General features: G+C 66.0%; 19 protein-coding genes. 8 read left to right on the top strand and 11 right to left on the bottom strand.

Translation table 11 applies throughout. The annotated features are described in order from the left end of the window. Positions 1–39: 39 nt before the first annotated feature. Together AB0J64_RS44940 and AB0J64_RS44935 are read left to right on the top strand one after the other, a co-directional pair. Positions 40–1,062, top strand: coding sequence for a hypothetical protein (locus AB0J64_RS44940; protein WP_364041920.1), 1,023 nt, complete (start codon positions 40–42; stop codon positions 1,060–1,062). A 39-nt stretch (positions 1,063–1,101) separates the two neighbouring features. After that, positions 1,102–1,488, top strand: a complete 387-nt coding sequence (locus AB0J64_RS44935) for an ASCH domain-containing protein (protein WP_364041918.1) — start codon at positions 1,102–1,104, stop codon at positions 1,486–1,488. A gap of 214 nt (positions 1,489–1,702) precedes the next feature. On the opposite strand, the gene AB0J64_RS44930 is transcribed toward AB0J64_RS44935, so the two are convergent. The 4 genes from AB0J64_RS44930 to radC form a co-directional block, all read right to left on the bottom strand. Then, entirely contained in the window at positions 1,703–2,176 is a 474-nt protein-coding gene (locus tag AB0J64_RS44930; RefSeq protein ID WP_364041916.1) for a GntR family transcriptional regulator, read from the bottom strand. A gap of 40 nt (positions 2,177–2,216) precedes the next feature. Beyond that, the gene (locus AB0J64_RS44925; RefSeq protein WP_364041914.1) at positions 2,217–2,705 is read right to left on the bottom strand and encodes a winged helix-turn-helix domain-containing protein; all 489 of its coding nucleotides are present in this window, start codon (positions 2,703–2,705) and stop codon (positions 2,217–2,219) included. A 41-nt stretch (positions 2,706–2,746) separates the two neighbouring features. Continuing rightward, positions 2,747–3,223: a GntR family transcriptional regulator gene (locus tag AB0J64_RS44920; RefSeq protein ID WP_364041912.1), complete on the bottom strand. Its 477-nt coding sequence runs from the start codon at positions 3,221–3,223 to the stop codon at positions 2,747–2,749. Between the two features lie 1,277 nt (positions 3,224–4,500). Next, positions 4,501–5,157, bottom strand: coding sequence for a DNA repair protein RadC (gene radC / locus AB0J64_RS44915; protein WP_364041910.1), 657 nt, complete (start codon positions 5,155–5,157; stop codon positions 4,501–4,503). A gap of 743 nt (positions 5,158–5,900) precedes the next feature. Here radC and AB0J64_RS44910 point away from each other — a divergent pair. Beyond that, on the top strand, positions 5,901–6,077 hold the full coding sequence (locus AB0J64_RS44910; RefSeq protein WP_364041908.1) for a zinc-binding dehydrogenase: 177 nt from the start codon (positions 5,901–5,903) through the stop codon (positions 6,075–6,077). A 112-nt stretch (positions 6,078–6,189) separates the two neighbouring features. Here the strand turns inward: AB0J64_RS44910 and AB0J64_RS44905 are convergent, their stop codons facing one another. Continuing rightward, the gene (locus tag AB0J64_RS44905; RefSeq protein WP_364041906.1) at positions 6,190–6,906 is read right to left on the bottom strand and encodes a GntR family transcriptional regulator; all 717 of its coding nucleotides are present in this window, start codon (positions 6,904–6,906) and stop codon (positions 6,190–6,192) included. 965 nt (positions 6,907–7,871) lie between these two features. Here AB0J64_RS44905 and AB0J64_RS44900 point away from each other — a divergent pair. From AB0J64_RS44900 to AB0J64_RS44890, 3 genes are all read left to right on the top strand, one after another. Next, positions 7,872–8,318: a GNAT family N-acetyltransferase gene (locus AB0J64_RS44900; protein WP_364041904.1), complete on the top strand. Its 447-nt coding sequence runs from the start codon at positions 7,872–7,874 to the stop codon at positions 8,316–8,318. Positions 8,319–8,719: 401 nt separating this feature from the next. After that, positions 8,720–9,637 carry a 4-hydroxy-tetrahydrodipicolinate synthase gene (dapA, locus tag AB0J64_RS44895; protein WP_364041902.1) on the top strand — a complete coding sequence of 306 codons (918 nt, stop codon included), beginning with the start codon at positions 8,720–8,722 and terminating at the stop codon, positions 9,635–9,637. Positions 9,638–9,691: 54 nt separating this feature from the next. Then, entirely contained in the window at positions 9,692–11,377 is a 1,686-nt protein-coding gene (locus AB0J64_RS44890; RefSeq protein WP_364041900.1) for a ribonuclease J, read from the top strand. Between the two features lie 341 nt (positions 11,378–11,718). Here AB0J64_RS44890 and AB0J64_RS44885 read toward each other — a convergent pair whose 3' ends face one another. The 3 genes from AB0J64_RS44885 to AB0J64_RS44875 form a co-directional block, all read right to left on the bottom strand. Further along, complete coding sequence (locus tag AB0J64_RS44885) at positions 11,719–12,495, bottom strand: ABC transporter permease subunit (protein WP_364041898.1); 777 nt, start codon at positions 12,493–12,495, stop codon at positions 11,719–11,721. Between the two features lie 355 nt (positions 12,496–12,850). Beyond that, entirely contained in the window at positions 12,851–13,615 is a 765-nt protein-coding gene (locus AB0J64_RS44880) for an ABC transporter permease subunit (RefSeq protein WP_364041896.1), read from the bottom strand. Then, a complete protein-coding gene (locus AB0J64_RS44875) occupies positions 13,612–14,331 on the bottom strand; it encodes an ATP-binding cassette domain-containing protein (RefSeq protein ID WP_364041954.1) in 720 nt (239 codons plus the stop codon). Before AB0J64_RS44875 ends, AB0J64_RS44880 begins: the two co-directional genes overlap by 4 nt. 113 nt (positions 14,332–14,444) lie before the next feature. Between AB0J64_RS44875 and AB0J64_RS44870 the strand changes: the two genes are divergently transcribed. Both AB0J64_RS44870 and AB0J64_RS44865 read left to right on the top strand, forming a co-directional pair. Continuing rightward, positions 14,445–15,695, top strand: coding sequence for a histidine kinase (locus AB0J64_RS44870; RefSeq protein WP_364041894.1), 1,251 nt, complete (start codon positions 14,445–14,447; stop codon positions 15,693–15,695). Beyond that, positions 15,692–16,333, top strand: a complete 642-nt coding sequence (locus AB0J64_RS44865; protein ID WP_364041892.1) for a response regulator transcription factor — start codon at positions 15,692–15,694, stop codon at positions 16,331–16,333. Before AB0J64_RS44870 ends, AB0J64_RS44865 begins: the two co-directional genes overlap by 4 nt. Positions 16,334–16,463: 130 nt before the next feature. Here AB0J64_RS44865 and AB0J64_RS44860 read toward each other — a convergent pair whose 3' ends face one another. The 3 genes from AB0J64_RS44860 to AB0J64_RS44850 all read right to left on the bottom strand — a co-directional run. Beyond that, positions 16,464–17,180 carry a DUF402 domain-containing protein gene (locus AB0J64_RS44860; RefSeq protein ID WP_364041890.1) on the bottom strand — a complete coding sequence of 239 codons (717 nt, stop codon included), beginning with the start codon at positions 17,178–17,180 and terminating at the stop codon, positions 16,464–16,466. Positions 17,181–17,402: 222 nt separating this feature from the next. Next, positions 17,403–17,732: a hypothetical protein gene (locus AB0J64_RS44855; protein WP_364041888.1), complete on the bottom strand. Its 330-nt coding sequence runs from the start codon at positions 17,730–17,732 to the stop codon at positions 17,403–17,405. Between the two features lie 109 nt (positions 17,733–17,841). Then, positions 17,842–18,561 (bottom strand): serine hydrolase domain-containing protein (locus AB0J64_RS44850; protein ID WP_364041886.1); only part of this gene is annotated, 720 nt, incomplete at its 5' end.

Raw genomic sequence — 18,561 nt, 5'->3', positions numbered from 1 at the left:
GACGCCGCCCAGCAGGATGGGGGAGGAGGTGTCACAACAATGGCGGACCTCACGATTCCAGAGGGCGGCTTCTGGCCTGCGCCGGAGATCCCGCAGCCCAACATCTATCCCATGGAATGGCGGGTCGAGACCGAGAAACTCGCCGCCATCTACGAAAAGTCCAAGCGCACGGTCTGGAACCCGGCCGACCTGCCCTGGGACGGCCTGGACCCGGACGACTTCACCCGGGAGCAGCGCCTGGGCATCATGTACTGGTTCGCGGTCCTCGCGAACTTCGACGCGTCCGGACCGGCCGTGTTCGCCCGCGCCACCATCCAGGCCTTCGAGAAGCACGAAGAGGACCCGGTCAGGAAGTGCTTCTTCTCGATCACCCGGGACGAGATGAACCACGAGGAGTGCTGCCAGCGCACCATCGCCAGACTCTGGCCCGGCGGCCCGCTCAACTGGACCCCGTCCGACGACCTCGAATCAGCGGCGCACAACAACATCGGGTGGCTCTACCACAACGGGGGCCGCTACTGGAACGGCTACAGCTCGGCCGTGGGCAAGTATTCGCTGCCCGTGCTCTTCACCAGTTTCATGATGGGGGAAATGGCCGCCTCGACGCTCTTCAGGGGCATGGCCTCCGGCACCCGGCATCCCGTCTTCGGTGAGATGTTCCAGCGAATAGGGCGCGACGAGTCCCGCCATCTCCAGATCTGCATGACGATTCTGGAGAACGAATGGCCGGGGCTCACCGACGAGACCCGGGTGCTCATCACCCGCCAGCTCAGGGCCGGTTTCGTCTTCCTCAGCATGATCCTCTGGGAGCCACCGGAAGGCTTCTGGGAGCTGCCGCCGTACTTCCTGGCCAACCACCGCGTCCTCATGGACCACGCCAGGTCGGCGGGCCTCGGCGTGCTGTCGTACGAGGAGCAGGCGGAGAACTGGCGCGTGGCCATGGCCCGGATCCGCGCCATCGTGGAGCGCTGGGGGATCGCCTTCCCCGCCATTCCCGAGCTGGACCTGGAGGGCGTGGAGGTGGACTTCATCGACCCGGAGGACATCATTCCGGTCTTCTAGTCTGCTGCCATGTGGCCGCGTATCGATGGAATGAGAGCCATGGAGTTCGGCACGCCCGGCGAACTCCGCGCCTGGCTGACCGGGCTGGTCCTGTCGGGCTCGAAAACGGCCACGGCCGGTCTCCTGGCGCTCGATTATCACGCCGAGGGTGAGGAGGTGGAGCACGTCGGCGAGCGTCTGGCGGTGGTGGACGGCTTGGGTGCGAAGGTGGCGGAGATCGAGATCGCGAAGGTGGAGCTGGCGTCGTTCGCGGAGGTCACCTGGGAGTTCGCCCAGGCGGAAGGCGAGGGCTTCCGCTCGGTGGAGCACTGGCGCGAAACTCACCGGCGCTACTGGGCCGGCCAGGGGTGCGAGGTGGACGACTTGACGACGGTGGTCTGCCTGTGGTTCCGCTTGGCCGGTCAGGAGGGTCGGGGCGGTCGGTGAACGTTCGGCTGGCCGTCCGGCCGCTCTGGGCGGTTGGGGTGAACGTTCGGCTGGCCGTCCGGCCGCTCTGGGCGGTTGGGGTGAACGTTCGGCTGGCCGTCCGGCCGCTCCGGACGCTCGAGGCGGTCGGTGCGGAGGATCGAGCGGCTGTGCGGACGTTCGGGGGCAGTCGGTGCGGTCATTCGCGCGGCTGCTCGGAAGATGGAGCGGCCGGTCAGGAAGAAGGCCGTTGCTCCTCAGGAGAGACGAAGCTGCCGCGATGCGGGATGGTGAAGACCCACCCCTGCTCACGAAGCAGCGCTATGGCCCGCCGTACGGTCTCACGCGCGGCGCCGTACTGACTCACCAGCGTGACCTCGGTCGGAAGCGGCCGGTGCGCGGGCAACTCTCCTGCCTCGATGCGCTTGCGGATCCGCTCGGCGATCTGCCGGTACAGCGGGACCTGACCGTCCGCTGACTCGCCGGGAGCGCTCACGAACGTGCCACCGCCCTGGCGCGTGTGGACCAGCCCTTGATTCCGCAGGAGGCGAATCGCCCTGCGCGCGGTCGTGCGTGCGACGCGGAACTCCCGCTGGATCCCTGCTTCGCTGATCAGGACATCTCCCGGGGAGAGCCCCTCCATGATGCGCGTCTTGAGGACTTCGCTGATCTGAACGTAGAGGTAGGTGCCACCCGAGCGATCCAGCACCCCTCAAGGATATACAAGCCAACGGTCAAAGGGAGAGTCGTTAGGCACCCTTATTCGTGGGCCACTTTTCGGGCTCATTCACATATGTCCCCCTATAAGGAACCGTGAACACCCAGCCCTGCTGCCTGAGATGCGCAATGGCCTTTCGTACCGTGACCCTTGCGACCCTGTGCCGCAGCGTCAAATTCTTCTCGCTCGCTATCGAGCGCTTCGGCCGAAACTCACCACGCCTTATTCTCGTGGCGATATCATCGGCGATCTCCAGATAAAGCGCCTTCGACTCCTTTATCCGCGGAACACCCATAGGCCCGACATATGTGCCCTCCCCTTGCACGGTGTGGACGAGCCCACGCGCGCGCAGCTCTCGAACCACATTGCGGGCCGTTGATCTCGCAATGCAGAACTCCGCTTCCAGGGCCGCCTCGCTCGGCACGGCCTCGCCGGCTCGTAGCCGCCCATCGCTGATCTGTGCCTGGATCGCATCGGCGATCTGCCTGTAGATCGGGACAGGCCCATCACGATCGAGCATGCTCATAGCCTAGACGTCTGGATACAAGCAGTCGAGCAGAGTCAGACCTGGGGCCACGACTCCTCTGGCGACACGTAACTGCCCCGCTGTGCGACGGTGTAGATCCATCCCTGCTCTCGTAGGAGCGCCATGGCCCGCCGTACCGTCTCCCGGGCCACGCCGTACTGCTCCACCAGCGCCGACTCGCCCGGTATAGGCCGTCGCGGCGATAGCTGTCCCGCCTTGATCTGCTCGGCGATGTCCGTCGCGATCTGCTGGTATATCGGCACTTTCCGCTGCTTGCGAGGGGCTTCGTCTGGTCCGCCGACGAAGGTCCCTTCGCCCTGAACGGTGTAGATGAGCCCTTCCTCGCGAAGCACATGAACAGCCCGCCTGGCGGTGGTCCTGGCGACCCCGAACTCCTGCTGAATGTCCGCCTCGCTCGGCACAGGGTGTCCGGACGCGAGCCCGGAGACTCGCTCCCGGAGGATCTCGGCGATCTGGAGGTAGATGTGGGTGTCCCCGTCGTAGTCGAGCACGTTTGCAACTTAGACCAACAGGTGCAAGACCACCCATATCGTTCTGTCTGTTTAGACAGAGCGCTCTTTATCGCTAGACAGAAGGAGACAACTAGACGTATCTTTCTGTCCATGCCCCAACCTCTTGAGCTGCCCTGCTGCCACCTTGCGCCGCATGTGCCCGATCCGCGGCCCGGTCAGATCGCCATCAGGTGGGATCCCCCGCCGCCGTTTACCGCGTTGGTGCAGGTCAGGAGCTACACGTGCGCTTGCTCGCCGACGTTCTACGAGCTGTGTCAGAGCGGCGGTCAGTACTTCATTCGCAGGACTCGCCGGATTGGCGAAAAGGTGGTGATAGAGGAGAGTGTCCGCACCATTTACACCAGAGTGCTGGCTACATGGACGAGACTGCTGGACGGGCAGGCACGCTGATCGCTATAAATTCGCGCTGCACATGCGCAGGTAAAGCGCGGCGTAAAGTGTGTGCGCTATGGGAAGGGATGTGGAGAACGATTTTGGGATGAGATCACACTTGGCGCAGCCGTAGCCGCTGCTCTGGAGCGCGTCTTGACCCCGAGTCACATCGCCCTCTGCCACGTCGCGTAGGCCGCTAGCGAGATTGTCCAGGTCTCGTTCGATTCCGCGGCAACGGGCTGGAGAGTGCTGGATCGTACGCCCTCTCCCGCTGGAGTGAGCACCCCGTCACCTGTTCGACGACATGACCATCCCCGAGGAAATCCACCGTCGGCGATGACAGACCCTGATGGTCGATCCTGCTCGGCTGGAACGGGCGCTCCTACGCCGCTCCTCTTCCGCGTTCGGCGGGTGGCTTCTCGCACGGACGCATACAAGGCATGCCTTGGCCTGACGCTCGGGGAGTCGCGCTGCACCGTATGAACGGCGCTTGCCGATGCATCCCGCAGGCCCGTGAGAGGTGAAAGTGGGTGGGTGTCCGGTCCGCGCTTGGCCGCCGAGCGCGCGAACCGGACACCCCAGGTGATGGCACGGGAGTGTGCCATCGGGGGCGCACCTGTGTGACCCCAGGCGACGCGCCTGCCCACAGCCCGGTGAGAGGCGATGGGCTTCGCCTGGGATCGGTGCGTACGACGGGCATGGTCTCGCGCCCTCCGGAGGCACGGGGCCATGCCACGGCGAGTAATGGCCGGCTGACGTCCGTAACGGCCTACCCGCGGTTATTAGGCTCTCATGGTCGTCACTTGGAAAACGGCTGTTCGGCGCTATGCACAGGATGATTCCCTTTGATGTCCAGTGGGTCCATGCTCCCTAGTGGAATCGATTTATGTGGGGATTCGGCGCCAAGCCGCGTCCGTGATGATCAGGTGGTCGAGCAGGCGGAGGCCGACCGTCTCGGCGGCCTGGACGAGCTGGGCCGTGGCCTCCAGGTCGGCCGTGCTCGGCTCGAGGGAGCCGCCCGGATGGTTGTGGGCAAGGCCGAACACCGCACCGCCCGAGGTGAGCACTTCCGTGATCACTTCCCGGATCGGCACGGGCGTGTGGTCGGACGCGCCCTCGGTCAGGACGGAATGTTTCAGCACCCTGCCGCGGGTGTCGCACACCACCATGACGAGCCGCTCCTGCCTGCGGCCGCGGAGCAGCGGCGCGCAGTGGTTGGCGAGGTCGGACGTGCTGGTGATCCGTTCGCGCTCCGGCCATGCGTCCGCGCGGCGTACGAGATGGAAGGCCGCGGCGACTCTGGCGGCCTTGGCCGGACCCACTCCGGGCACGGCGAGTAACCGGTGCGGGTCCGAACGGCAGAGGCCGTCGAGATCCCCGCAGTGCTTGATCACCTGGCTGGCCAGATCCAGGGCACTCGTCCCACGAAATCCCGAGCCGAGCAGCACGGCCAGCAGCTCACGGTCTGCCAGCGCGGCGGCACCGCTGGACATGAGCCGTTCGCGCGGCCGGTCGCTCTTGGACAGGTCTTTGACTCGCATCGGCAACCTCCGCAGCCGTTCTATCAGCGCGCACCGACAATCTCTGACCTGGGCGAATAGGTGTTCCTTTTGTGGTCGTGCGTGCGGAAGGCCGGCTTGGCGGGTGGTCGGCCTCGACGATCACCGCGGAGGCCGGTCGTGCCGTCTCCGGTGCGATCTCGTACGGTGACAACGGCTGCCTGTGCTCCAGTCATCGTGTGGGTGGAGTCAGCGGCCGGGCGAAGGCCGGCTTCTCGCCGGCGGCAGCGACGGCTGCGTGGTCAGCATCACGATCCACCTCGGCCGGGCCATGGGCGCCCACGTCCCAAGCCGTTGACGCATGCATCGGGCCATTGCCGCCGAGATAACCACCGCCGTCAGCGCCGTGAATGCCGCATTCTGCCGTAACTCGGCGCCACCCGCCTGATCGACTACGCGGATCGGGGCGGGCAGTCTCATACGCGGCCCCCGGCGGGCCCGCGGGGTTGGGGACCAGCGTTGGGTTCGACGTGATCCTCGAGTCGCTGGGGGCGCGAGAGCCAGCATGGGAGCGAATTCCGGCGGTCCGCTCAGCACGTACGGCCGGCTGCTCCGTTACCGGGGCAGGATGGTGACCACGCTCGCCGACGGCACGACGCTCGCGGCACTGTCGGCCCAGCGCCACAGCCCGGCTGGACGAGCACTCTGGCCCCAGACTGTGCGAAAGCGTGATGATGTCCCGCTAGCGCCGCCCTCGCTCTGGCCCCAGGCCGAGCGGACGTGTGATGATGTCCCGCTCCCGCCGGGCGGACCTCCGCACGCTCGCCCGATATGCCGGGCAAGGCAAGGTCCGCCCGGTCACGGAGCGGATCTATCCGCGAGAGAGCCTCGGCGAGGCCCATCGCGCCGTCGAAACCGGCCACGCTCGCGGCAAGAAGGTCATGGCGGTCGCGTCTGGTTAGGGTCGTCGCAGTCGCTCCCGGGTAAGGGTCGTCGCCGTCGTGTCCCGGCAGGCGTGGTCGGCTCCAGGCGATGGGGGACAGCGGATTCGCCCGGAGCCGGGGATGTTTCGGGCTAGACGGGCATGCTGTACGTGACTCTGAAGCGGTCGCCTGGAATGACGATGTCGCTCGTCTCCACGGGGCGGTCGCCGGCCCAGTGGGTGCGTTCGATGTGCAGCACGTGGACGCCGGCCGCCAGATCGAGCGCGTCGCTCTCCACCGGGCGGGGGACGCGGGTGTGCACGCTCTCGACGACCTCGGTGATCTTCACGCCGTGCGCGAACATCCGAGCGACCAGGCTCCGCCGCTCCTCCTCCGAATGGGGGGCGAAATCCAGGGGCTCGTACGAGGTGGCGAGTTGCAGAGGTTTGCCCTCGCCGCGAAAGATGTAGTGCGTCTTGGTCAGCGTGGTCGACTCGCTGAGGCGCAGGCGTCTGGCGATGTCGGGCCCGGCTTCGGTCGGCTCGCTGTGCCAGTCCCACGTCACGCGCCTGCCCTGAGACTGCAGGTCAGCCGCGAAGGGGGCGGGGTGATCGAGAAACCGCCATCGGTAGAGCGATGTCAGGTCAGGACGTTCCCTGACGTAATGACCCGAGCCTACGCGGCCGATGATGAGGCCTTCGCCCGCGAGCACGCGTAGCGCGTGCCGGGCTGCTGTCTCGCCGACCTGATATTTACGGGTCAGCTGCGCCCGCGATGGGATCGGCGCGCCGGGGGGAAGGGCGCCGTCGGTGATCTGTCGCCGAATGTCTTCGACGACACGCAGGTAGACCGGATCTGAGGTGGCCACTAGTCCATCCCTGGGGGTTCGTGTGAGGCGTTGCCCCATGTTGCCGTATTCGGCAGGTAACCGACCGTCATCGAAGGCTGTTGGAGCCCCAACTTTGCGATGGCAGAAAATTATCGGAGAAACCCTGTAACGCCGGTGTAAGGGGTGCCGATTCTCCGGTAGAGGTCGTCGATGTGTGTACCCCCGAGCACATATCGGCGGCCTCTTCCAATGTGTGCGGGTTGGGGTTTCCGTGGTGCTAAAGCCGCGTCTGAGGCCTGGTCTCGGCGGTTCCTGATGGGGGCGGCGAACCCTTCCACACGGCCACTCGACCTTGGGGCCGCTGACTACGCCGAACAGCCGCCCCCGCCCCTGCTCGTGACCGTTGCCCCAGGTTCCCTTTCCCGGTTGTGATGTTGTCCATAGGCGCCTCTGCCCGCTCAGGCCGGCAGTCCGCTCAGGCTGGCAGTCCGCTCAGGCCGGCAGTCCGCTCGGGCCGGCGGTCTGGCTCGAGCCAGAGGTCCGCGCAGGTCAGCGGTCTGCCGGGGTCGGCAGTCTGCTCGGGCCGGCGGTCCGGTCGGGCCAGGGGACCGCTCGGGCGGGCCGTCCGCTCGAGCCCGCTGCGTGTCCACGTCCCTGGTCGGGCCGAGGCCTGTTGCCGAATGTGCCCACAACCCGAGTTCGGCGACGGATGTCCGAGTGCGCATCGAAGCCCGGCGCGGCCTCGACGGCGGCGTTCCACGCGGGAGTGCCCCAGTCGGCCTCGCGGCGCGCACGTCGCCGCCGCCTTGTGACACACCCGACCCCGGCGACACCGGCCGCACACCAGTGGTCCCCTGATATGGCCGCATAGTGGCCGTACCTCGGAGAGCCACTTTCTCCTAGGTTGTGGCGTCAACTTCCATCGGAACATCTCCCTGAATCGCCGAGCCATCCCACACCCGACCTGCGCCCTCAGGTTGCACAAGCAAGCAGGAGGAAATTCCATGATTGACATCGGCAAGCTCCTTCCGTCCGACCGAGACGCTTGGGAGGGCTTGTTCCGCGCGTACATCGACTTCTACCAGCGGGTGGAGCCGGACGAGATGTACGACCGCGCATGGCAGGAGTTCCAGGCGAGCACCCGCATGCACGTCCTCGGCGCGAAGCTGGACGGCAAACTCGTGGGCATCACCCACTTCTTCACCCACGCGAACACCTCCGCCCCCGACACCGACGTGTGCTATCTGCAAGACCTGTTCACCGCTTCAGAGGCCCGGGGCAAAGGCGTGGGCCGCGCGTTGATCGAGGCCGTGACCAACTGGGCTCGCGAACGCGGCTGCTCCCGCGTGTACTGGAACACGCACGAGTCCAACACCACAGCCCGCACCTTGTATGACAAAGTGGCCGAGAATCGGGGCTTCATCCGATACCAGATAGAACTGCCACGCTAAGGGCTTGAACTTCTCGGCAACGTCCGTGAGGTGTGGCGCGATCTTATGGGCGTTGGCGGGGCTCGACCTTCCAAGCCCTGCCCAGCGCAGCGGCTGCTGCGCCCACGCCTATGGGTGGCGTGGCGTCGCCAGGCGATGGCTGAAGTGGTCTTGTACGCGTATGGTCGCTCGGTAGCGGTGGCAGCCGACGTACGAGCGGATCTTCTGGGTAGAGGCCCGTCCCAGACATGGTCGTGATTCGTATGAAATGCCTGGCTGCGGCCGAAGGGTCTAGGTGAGGAGGGTGTCGTCTTGCGGGAAGCCTCCGAGACGCCCGTGAAATGGGGCAAAAGGCGCCTCCGGGCAGGCAAAGCGGGGTGGCGGCGTCCAAGGAATTTCTGAATCCAGGTAGCGTTCGCACTATGGCATCGCCAACTGGAACCACAGACGCGCCCTTCGGTCGCATGCTGACCGCGATGGTCACGCCGTTCACTCCTGACGGCGAGGTTGATTATGCGGCTGTGCGACGTCTTGCCACGTATCTGGTGGACGAGCAGCACAACGACGGCCTGATCGTCAACGGGACGACCGGTGAGTCGCCCACCACCACGGATGAGGAGAAGCAGCGCATCGTCAGCGCCGTCCTCGAGGCGGTAGGCGATCGCGCGACCGTGGTGGCAGGGGCGGGCACCAACGACACCCGCCACAGTGTCGAGCTCGCGAAGCAGGCGGCACGCGCCGGCGCGCACGGCCTGCTGCTGGTGACGCCCTACTACAACAAGCCTCCGCAAGAGGGGCTGTATCAGCACTTCACCGCCGTTGCCGATGCGACCGGCCTTCCGGTTATGCTGTACGACATTCCGGGACGCAGTGGCGTGCCGATCAAGACGGAGACCTTGCTCCGGCTGGCGCAGCACGAACGCATCGTGGCCGTAAAGGACGCGAAGGGGGATCTCTTCGCCGCCAGCCAGGTGATGAGCGCGACCGATCTCGCCTTCTACTCCGGCGACGACCTGCTCAATCTCGCCTGGCTCTCCCTCGGCGCGGCGGGGTTCGTCAGCGTCGTCGGGCACGTGGTGGGCGCCGAGCTGGCGCGCATGATCCACTTGCACAAGAATGGCGACATCGCCCAGGCCCTGGCCGTCCACAGCCAGGTGGCCCCCGTGGTAGACGGGATCATGCTCCGCGCGGGTGGCGCGATCATGGCGAAGGCGGCACTGAACATGGTGGGCGTCCCAGCGGGGCCGGTACGGCTGCCGCTCGTGGACGCGACAGAGAAGCAAATCGCCGAGCTGCGTGCTTGCCTGGTAGCCGGCGGGGTGAAGTTGACAGACGCATAGGAACGGGGAGGAACCAGAAGTTTTGAGAACACGATCTGACCGTGGGGGCCAGGCATGAGCCATCCGCATCCTGAGCTTGGCCCCCCGCCCACGCTGCCCGATGGCGGCCTGCGCATCGTCGCGCTCGGCGGGTTGGGGGAGATCGGCAGGAACATGGCCGTCTTCGAATATGACGGCCGTCTGCTGATCGTCGACTGCGGGGTGCTCTTCCCCGAGCCCGATCAGCCGGGCGTCGACCTCATCCTGCCCGACTTCGAATACATCAGGGACCGGCTCGACGACGTCGAAGCCGTGGTGCTGACGCACGCCCACGAAGACCACATCGGGGCGGTGCCATACCTGCTGCGCGAGCGGCGCGATATCCCGCTCATCGGGTCCAGGCTCACGCTTGCGCTGATCGAGGCCAAGCTCACCGAGCACAGGATCCAGCCCACCAAACTCGAGGTCATCGAGGGTGAACGGCACGTCTTCGGGCCTTTCGACTGCGAGTTCCTCGCGGTCAACCACTCGATCCCCGACGCGCTGGCCGTCGCCATCAGGACGCCTGCGGGCATAGTCCTGCACACCGGCGACTTCCGCATGGACCAGCTGCCGAGCGACGGCCGTCTCACCGACCTCGGCGGTTTCGCCAGGCTCGGCACCGAGGGCGTCGACCTGCTGATGTCCGACTCCACCAACGCCGAGGTGCCAGGATTTGTCACCAGCGAGCGCGAGATCGGGCCGGTCATCGATGAAGTGATCCGCACCTCTGAGCAGCGGGTCATCGTGGCGAGCTTCGCCTCGCACGTGCACCGCATCCAGCAGGTCATGGACGCCGCCGCCAAGCACCGTCGCAAGGTCGCCCTGGTCGGCCGTTCGATGGTGCGCAACATGGGCGTGGCCCGCGACCTGGGATATCTCAAGGTGCCGCCGGAGCTGATCGTCGACTCGCGCGACATCGAGGAGTGGCCGCCGGAGGACGTGGTGCTGATCTGCACCGGGTCCCAGGGCGAGCCGATGGCGGCGCTGTCCAGAATGGCCAACCGCGATCACCCGATCCGCATCGCCGAAGGCGACACCGTGCTCCTGGCCTCGTCGCTGGTGCCAGGGAACGAGACCGCGGTCAACAAGGTGATCAACGGTCTGACCAGATGGGGTGCCCGGGTCGTGCACAAGGGTAACGCCAAGGTGCACGTCTCCGGCCACGCGGCCGCCGGCGAGCTCCTGTACGTGCTGAACCTGACACGCCCGTCGAACTTCATGCCCGTACACGGCGAATGGCGCCATCTGCGCGCCCACGCCAAGCTGGCCGCTCTCACCGGCGTGCCCGAGGACCACATCGTGATCGCCGAGGACGGGGTCGTGGTGGACCTGGTCGACGGCCGGGCGAAGATCGTCGGTGCGGTTCACGCCGGGTACGTCTACGTCGACGGCTCGTCCGTCGGCGAGATCACCGACACCTCGTTGAAGGACCGCCGGATCCTCGGCGACGAGGGATTCATCTCCGTGGTCGTCGTGGTGGACTCCAACACGGGCAAGCTCACTGCCGGTCCGGAGATCCACGCGCGGGGTTCCGGCATCGATCCCGCCCAGTTCGACCAGTTCATCCCACAGATCCAGCGGGCCCTCGAGGAGAAGGCCGCGGACGGCGTGGTCGACATGCAGGAGATCCGCCGGGTGGTCCGCCGCACGGTGGGGCGCTGGGTCAGCGACACTTACCGCCGCCGGCCCATGATCATCCCTGTGGTGGTCGAGGTCTGAGTCTCCGGACGGTACGGCAGGACTTCTCGCCTGCCGTACCTCTGGAGGGAGCAGTCGCGCGCCACCCATCCGACCGCGCCGACTGCTCCTCCGGGCGGGTGTTCGCGGCGTGCGTGATGCGGTGTCCCCGACCAGTGAACGGGTGTTGGCGCAGTGGATCACTTGTTGTCCTCTGCCGTGTGGGTGGGGGTGTGGGCATTCTGTGTCGTCGGCCCGATCGGGTGAGCGTGGGTGGACGTGGGTGGCCCGCCGTTCGCGGCCCCTATGTGCGGGAGCCGGTACGAAACTCGGTGGCGTCGGGCGTTACGTGGATGCCGATGGGTTGAGGTGAGATGGACGTCTCAGGCGTCTCTCCGGCGTACCAGCCAGCCTGCGGCCCCCAAGGGGACTACTGCGTAGGCGACGAGCACCGCGGCAGCCACCGCCGGCGACAAGAGGTAGCCATAGACCGACGTGGTGATGATGTCGCCGGTGATTTCGCGGGGGAGCGCGCCGATCATCAGCGAGCCGAGACGGTCGCTCCATGGCTCGGGGATGTTGCCGATGATTATGGGGATCACGTACACAAGGCCGACCAAGATGGCGATCGCCGCGGCGGCGGAGCGCAACAGCGCGCCCAAGGCCAGGCCGAGCAGTGCGAACGTCGGCACGGTGAGGCTGAGAGTGGTCAGGAGCGGCAGCCTGTCCAGAAAGGCGCCGGCGTACGCGCCGGAGAAACGATCTCCAAGCACCCATTGGGTGACGAAATAGGTGCCGAAAACCGTCGCTGAGCCGACGAGCAGGCCCAGTGCGCCCACGACCGTGGACTTGGCGGTGAGTATGGGCCGGCGGCGGGGGACGACGGTCAGGCTCGTCCTGATTAAGCCGGTCACGTACTCGGACGTAATGGCGAGTGTGCCCAGAATGCCCATGCACAGCTGGGGCACGATCACGACCACTTCCTCCAGGTCCGCGATGCGGGCGCTTGGCCGTTTGGCAGCGGGAGCGCTGTCGTACATGTGAGCGGCCATCACGGCGAGTCCGAATCCCAGGAGCACCGCGCCGAGACTGAGGCCGAGGATCAGATACGTCGAGCGGACGGAACGGACCTTCAGCCATTCCGAGGAGAGAACGCTCATGGTTGCATCCGTTCAGGGCGGAGGCGGTGCATATGGGTGTGCGGTGCTGGGATGGGTGTGTTCATGCGGTGTCCCTTCGTGAGGCGGGGAACGCTGGGGGTGCCGCCCGTTCCCCCCGGCGCTGCCGCTCCTGCGCCGTGAGGGCCTGATTCGTTCGGTGAGGTGATGAGGAACTCGGGCAGATGTCCGTTCAAGCGGTGCTCGGGCGGATCTTTGGTCGAGTGGCGCTGCGCGCCGCGTCAGTCGTCGAATCCTGTGCCGCCGTTGAGAGCTGTCATGCGGCGAGGGCTGAGGGGGACGTCTGGTCAGGGCGTATCGGGGCAAGTAGTGCTCTTGTGGATGGGGCACCAAGTGCTCATAAGTCTCTCCGTTTGAGCTGGTAGTAGCCGACGGCCAGGGCGACGAGCGGGTACGCGAGGAGTATGGCCAGTGCGGCCCAGGGAGGTAGGAAGCCGTCGCCCAGGCGTGGGGAGAGGCGCTGGTCCGCTATTTGAGGGACGAGGTTGGGCAGAAGCAGTGTGGCCACGCGGGCGTTCCAGGGTGGGGGCAAATAGTTGACGATGCCCGGGAGCACGAACAGCAGCGCCACGACCGAGACGATCGCTCCTGCCGCTGAGCGGAGGGCGGTGCCGAGGCCGAGACCCACCAGTGCCAGTGCGGTCACCGAGAGGCCGGAGGCGAGCAGCATCAGCAGGTCGTCGGCTGACGAGGTGTCGTTGAAGCCCAGCTCGTGACCGTTTGCTATCAGGCGGCTCGTCGAGTAGGTGATCAGAAGGATCGCGTTGGCGGCGATGAACGTGGTCAGGCCCACGATCCCCGCTTTGGCCAGGAGTAATGTGCCCCGTTTCGGGGTGACGGTCAGGCTGGTGCGGATCGTTCCGGTGGCGTACTCGGAGGTGATCGTGAGCACTCCGAGCACCGCCAGGCTGATCTGAATGAGTGGGAGGAAGCCGCGCTCAGGGGCTGCAGCAGTCAGCGATCCCCGCTCGTCGGCCAGGCCGCTCACATAGAGGGTCCAAACCACGCCGAGAAGCACCGTCATGGCTGCCGTGCCCAGCGTGTGATAGGTGGAGGTCACCGAGCGCAGCTTCAGCCACTCGGAGGAGACGACGGCCTTCACCGGCTTGCTCCATACTGCACGCTGTCGGCGGTCAGGGCCATGTAGGCGTCTTCGAGCGACGGGTAGCGCGCGGTGAGCTCTGCGACGGTGGCCTCGGCGATCAGCTTGCCGCGGCCGACGATGACGATGCGCTCGGCGGTCAAGGCCATCTCGCTCATCAGGTGGCTGGAGAGCAGGATCGTGCGGCCTTCCGCGGCCAGCGAGCGCATGAGGTCGCGGATCCAGCGCACGCCGTCGGGGTCGAGGCCGTTCACCGGCTCGTCGAACATCAACACCCCTGGATCGCCGAGCAGCGCCGACGCTATGCCGAGCCGCTGTTTCATGCCGAGCGAGAACCCGCCCACCCGTTTGCGTGCCACGCCTGTCAGCCCGACTTGGTCGAGCACCTCGGCCACCCGGGTGGGGCCGATGTCGTTGGTGCGGGCCAGGGAGAGCAAGTGGTTGTAGGCGCTGCGGCCGCCGTGGACGGCACTCGCGTCGAGGAGCGCGCCGACCTCACGCATGGGCTTGCTGAACGAGGTGTAGCGGCGGCCGTTGACCAGTGCCTGGCCTGAGGTCGGGGCGTCGAGGCCGAGGATCAGGCGCATGGTGGTGGACTTGCCGGCGCCGTTGGGGCCGAGGAAGCCGGTCACGTGGCCCGGCTCGACCTTGAAGGACAGGTCGTCCACGGCGAGTGTGTCGCCGTAGCGCTTGGTGAGGTGCTGGAGTTCGATCACGGCGTAAAGGATGCGGGACGGCTGGTCGCCGGCGCGTCGGACCACGGTTCGAATCTCAAGGTCAGACCCTGGGTTGACGTGCGGCGGCCGCCGCAGCGGCTACCGTGCAACGCGTGGACGACACTCATCCCTTCTTCGCCAGGCGCCTGCGCCGTCACCAGCTGGTCATGCTCGATCTGGCAGCGGGGATGTGCTTCGCGTTCACGTCATTGACGGTGTCGGTGAACGCGACCGCGCTGCCACCCTGGATGAGGATCGCCATTCCTCTCGGGCTGGGGCTGCCGCTGGCCGTGCGAAGGCTGTGGCCCTTTCCCGTCTTCTGCTTCACCCTCGTGGTGGCCGTCTTCGCCGCGCTGGTCGACGCTGTTAAGTTTGCTTATCTCGCGCCCGCGTACGCGCTCTATATCGTCGCACTCTCCGGCAGGCTCGGCGCTGTGGTCCCGACGTCGGCCATCGTCGGCGGCTTGAGCGTTGTCTCGCTCTTCGGCCTTGCTGTAGCAGGTACCCCAAGCGACAGCGCGCCCGGATGGCTGCTGTATATCGACCAGCCGCTCATAGGGATCGCGGCGCTCGGCGGTGCGTGGACGGTGGGCCGGGCCGTGCAGGAGCGCAGGCTTTATGCGGCGCGCGACACTGAGCGGCTCGCGGCGCAGGCGGTGACGGAGGAACGGTTACGGATCGCCCGCGAACTGCACGACGTGGTCACGCACAGCGTGGGGCTGATCGCGGTCAAAGCAGGCGTGGCCAACCACGTGATGGCGACCAGACCGGACGAGGCGCATGACGCGTTGCGCGTGATCGAGACGGCGAGTCGTAGCGCGCTGGTGGAGATGCGCCACTTGCTCGGTGTGCTGAGATCCACGTCTGAGCCCGACCTCGTTCCCGCACCAGGTCTGACGGGGATCCAGGGGTTGGCGGAGCAGGCTCGGCTGGCGGGGATCGAGGTTCGGCTCCAGATGCGGATCGGTGGTCGCGATGATGAGGACGAGGCGCGGATCGGCGGTGAGGCGAGCATCCGGGGCAGCGGTGAAGGGCGTAAGGGCAAGGCCGGGGATTTGGGGCGGTTGCCCGAGGGCGTAGAGGTGTCGGTTTACCGCATCGTGCAGGAGGCGCTCACTAACGTCATCAAACACGCCCCCCGTGCCCGCTGCCGGGTTTCCGTGGTCGCCGATGGCAGGTGTGTACGGATCGAAGTGGTGGATGACGGGCTTGGAAGACGTACGGCGACTTCCGTGGGCACGGGGCATGGCCTGATCGGGATGCGAGAGCGGGTCATGATGTACGGCGGAGAGCTCGAAGCTGGGAGCCTCCCTGGCAGGGGGTTCCGCGTTTTCGCCGCGTTGCCGTATGAGGAGGTTTCGTGATCCGCGTGGTTATCGCCGACGATCAGGCGTTGCTCAGGGGAAGCTTTCGCGTGCTCGTCGACTCCGAGCCTGACCTGACCGTAGTGGGAGAGGCGTCTACTGGGGGCGAGGCGGTTTCGGTTGCTCTGGAGGAGCGGCCGGATGTGGTGCTTATGGACGTACGGATGCCGGAAATGGATGGGATTGAGGCTACGCGGCGGATCAAGGATGTTTCGCGGGTCCTTGTAGTGACGATGTTCGACCTTGACGCTTATGTTTATGATGCGCTTCGGGCTGGGGCCAGTGGGTTTCTGCTGAAGGACACGCCTCCTGCGGAGTTGCTTGCCGCTATTCGGGTGGTCGCAGGTGGAGAGGCGTTGCTGGCGCCGACGGTTACCCGTAGGCTGATCGAGGAGTTCACGCGTACGCCTGTCCTTCCTCGGGTAAAAGGACTGGACGGCGTTACAGAACGCGAGCGCGAGGTGCTGATGTTGATCGCTCGTGGGCTGTCCAATGGGGAGATTGCGGAATATCTGCAGGTGAGCTTGGCCACGGTGAAGACTCACATCACCAGGTTGCTGGCCAAGTTGGAGGCCCGAGACCGGGCGCAGCTGGTTATCGCGGCGTATGAGAGTGGATTGGTTTCAGCTGCGGGATGAATCCTACGGCACGGTGGCTTTGGCGGCGATGATTGGCTGTAAGTTGCGGGCTGGACCGGCTACTGAATTGTCTTACACTCGACGCAATTGAGCCGCCAGCTGATAGCTGACTTTGTTTTAGGCGATCTGTTTAAGTGCTCATTGGTAGCCACTGGAGATGTGCGCCACCGAATGGTTGTTTTCTGTGTCCTACCGCTTTGAGTAGCCACTGGGCAGTGGCTTCCGCTTGGGCGATCAGTTCGGCTGGATAGCCCAGCAGGACCTGATGCTCGGCGAACTCGTCTTCGTCGTCGAGGATGAGGCGCCCGTCGCGCATTCTGATCACGTCGAGGTCGAGGTCGAGCATCGTCACCTCGCCGTCTCTCCACTCGGGGACGGTTGTGACGTCCACGTAGATCTCGCACCGGTTCGGTGGTGAATTGAAGGACGCAGTCCACCAGGCGTTTCGGGGGAAGAGCATGATTGCGGTGGTCTTCCATGTGATCGGTGGGGCGTCGCCTTTGCGGGCGACTGTCCCGCTGGGCACATCTACCCAGACCCCATGCTCGTCCTCCCCCAGGAGTCGGCCGGGGTGGTGCCAGTGCAATGCTCCGCCGTACTTTCGGTACACGATCCGCACGTTGGTCACATGTGGCAACTTATCCGCGTTGAGCGGCGGTCGCACGAACCGGTGTCCAGTACGGCGGTCCGAGATCGTGGTCTGGTCATCGGCGGGGTAGGCGGAGGGGTCAGTGTTCGGCTTGTCGTGGTACGGCGTTCGGCGGTGGACGTTCCACCTCCTGTGGCGGCGTCGTACTCGACCGGCGAGTCCGATCGTTATCTTGGGTGACTCTTGGTAGTCATACATGTTCGTCAAATAGCGTTGGCGCGTACTTGCCTCACAGGTGTCCAGGGGTCTTCAGGCATGTCAGGCATGTCAGGCATGTCAGGTGCGCTGCCTCGGTACTACCGCCCTGAGCGGGCGGTGGGCGCCGATTAGTCGGTGTGGTGGGTGGTGGTCGATGAGAGCTTCGGGTTGCCTGTCGAGGCGTGCGCGTACTGGCGGGAGTGCGCGCGGCGGGCCGGGCGTTCAACACCGAGAAGACGTACGCGAGCGGATCGACTTGTACTTGTCGTACTGCCGGGGGAACGGCGTGGACTGGTCGAGCCCGAGTCTGGCGCAGCTGATGGCGATGATGCGGTGGCTGGTGGATGGGCTGCGCGTCGTTCCGGTCACAACTCCGACGCCGCCCAGCTGCCCTCCGCTCGGCCAGGCCATCTCGACGTCCAGGTACAGGTACTCCGCCTCCTCATCCGCCCCGTCCGAAGGACTGCGGCAGCTCGGCGAGATCCCCGAGCTGATCGACAGCGGCGGGGCGGACGAGGAGTGGGTGTGGACCTCAGGTATCCAGGAATTCATCCGCCGCGCCTGGCCTGGCTGGGCGACCCTGTCTTTGTCGAACTTCGGAGAGATGCCTGGGCGGGTAGGAGATGCACCCGGCGTGAGATAGTCGTCGACGCGGAAAGCCTCAACCCGTCGGGCACAGGACGGCTTGGCCGGCTTTGATCATTTCGGGGATGATGGCGTCGTCGGTGGTGCTCCGCGTGACGGAGATCTCGAACTGCCGCCGGCCATCGGTCGAGTAAAGGATCAGTGTGGTGTAGCCGAGTCCCGAGCCGCCCTGCATGTTCAGGTTTTCTTCGCACTTTTCCGTGCCCTGCCGCGCGCTGCCGCTGCCATCGCCGCCGGCTGAGCCACTGGCAGAGTCACCGGCAGAGCCACCGGCGAGCACCTTCCGCAGCGGCGGTGGCAGCAGCCTGCCCTGGTCGAAGGCCCGCTGGAAGATGCTGACGTCACGCGTGGTCGAGACGACATTGCCGGCGCCGAAGCCCCAGCTGGCGTTGGCGCGGTGCATGTCGCGCAGGGCGCCGGTGGAGTCAGCGTAATAGCCGTGCCCGTGCGGGCCCTTGATGCCCTCCGGGGGCTTGGTGAGCGCGTAGGTCCGGGTCATGCCGAGCGGGCGGAACAGGCGCCGGTCGAGTTCGTCGGCCAGGGTGTGACCTGTCACCTTCTCGATGATCATGCCGATGAGGGTGTAGTTGGTGTTGGAGTAGGTGAACTTCTCACCCGGCTCGCCGGTGCGCGGCAAGCCGCGCGTCGTCTCCACGATGTCGATGGGCCGGTAGTAGGTGGTGAAGTCGAAGACGTCGAACGCCGGTTCGGTCGAGCCGCTCCGGGAGCGGGGGTC

The sequence above is a fragment of the Nonomuraea sp. NPDC049695 genome (assembly GCF_040674955.1).
In the GTDB taxonomy this organism is placed as follows: Bacteria; Actinomycetota; Actinomycetes; order Streptosporangiales; family Streptosporangiaceae; genus Nonomuraea; species Nonomuraea helvata.
This window is presented reverse-complemented; position numbering and strand designations above follow the sequence as displayed.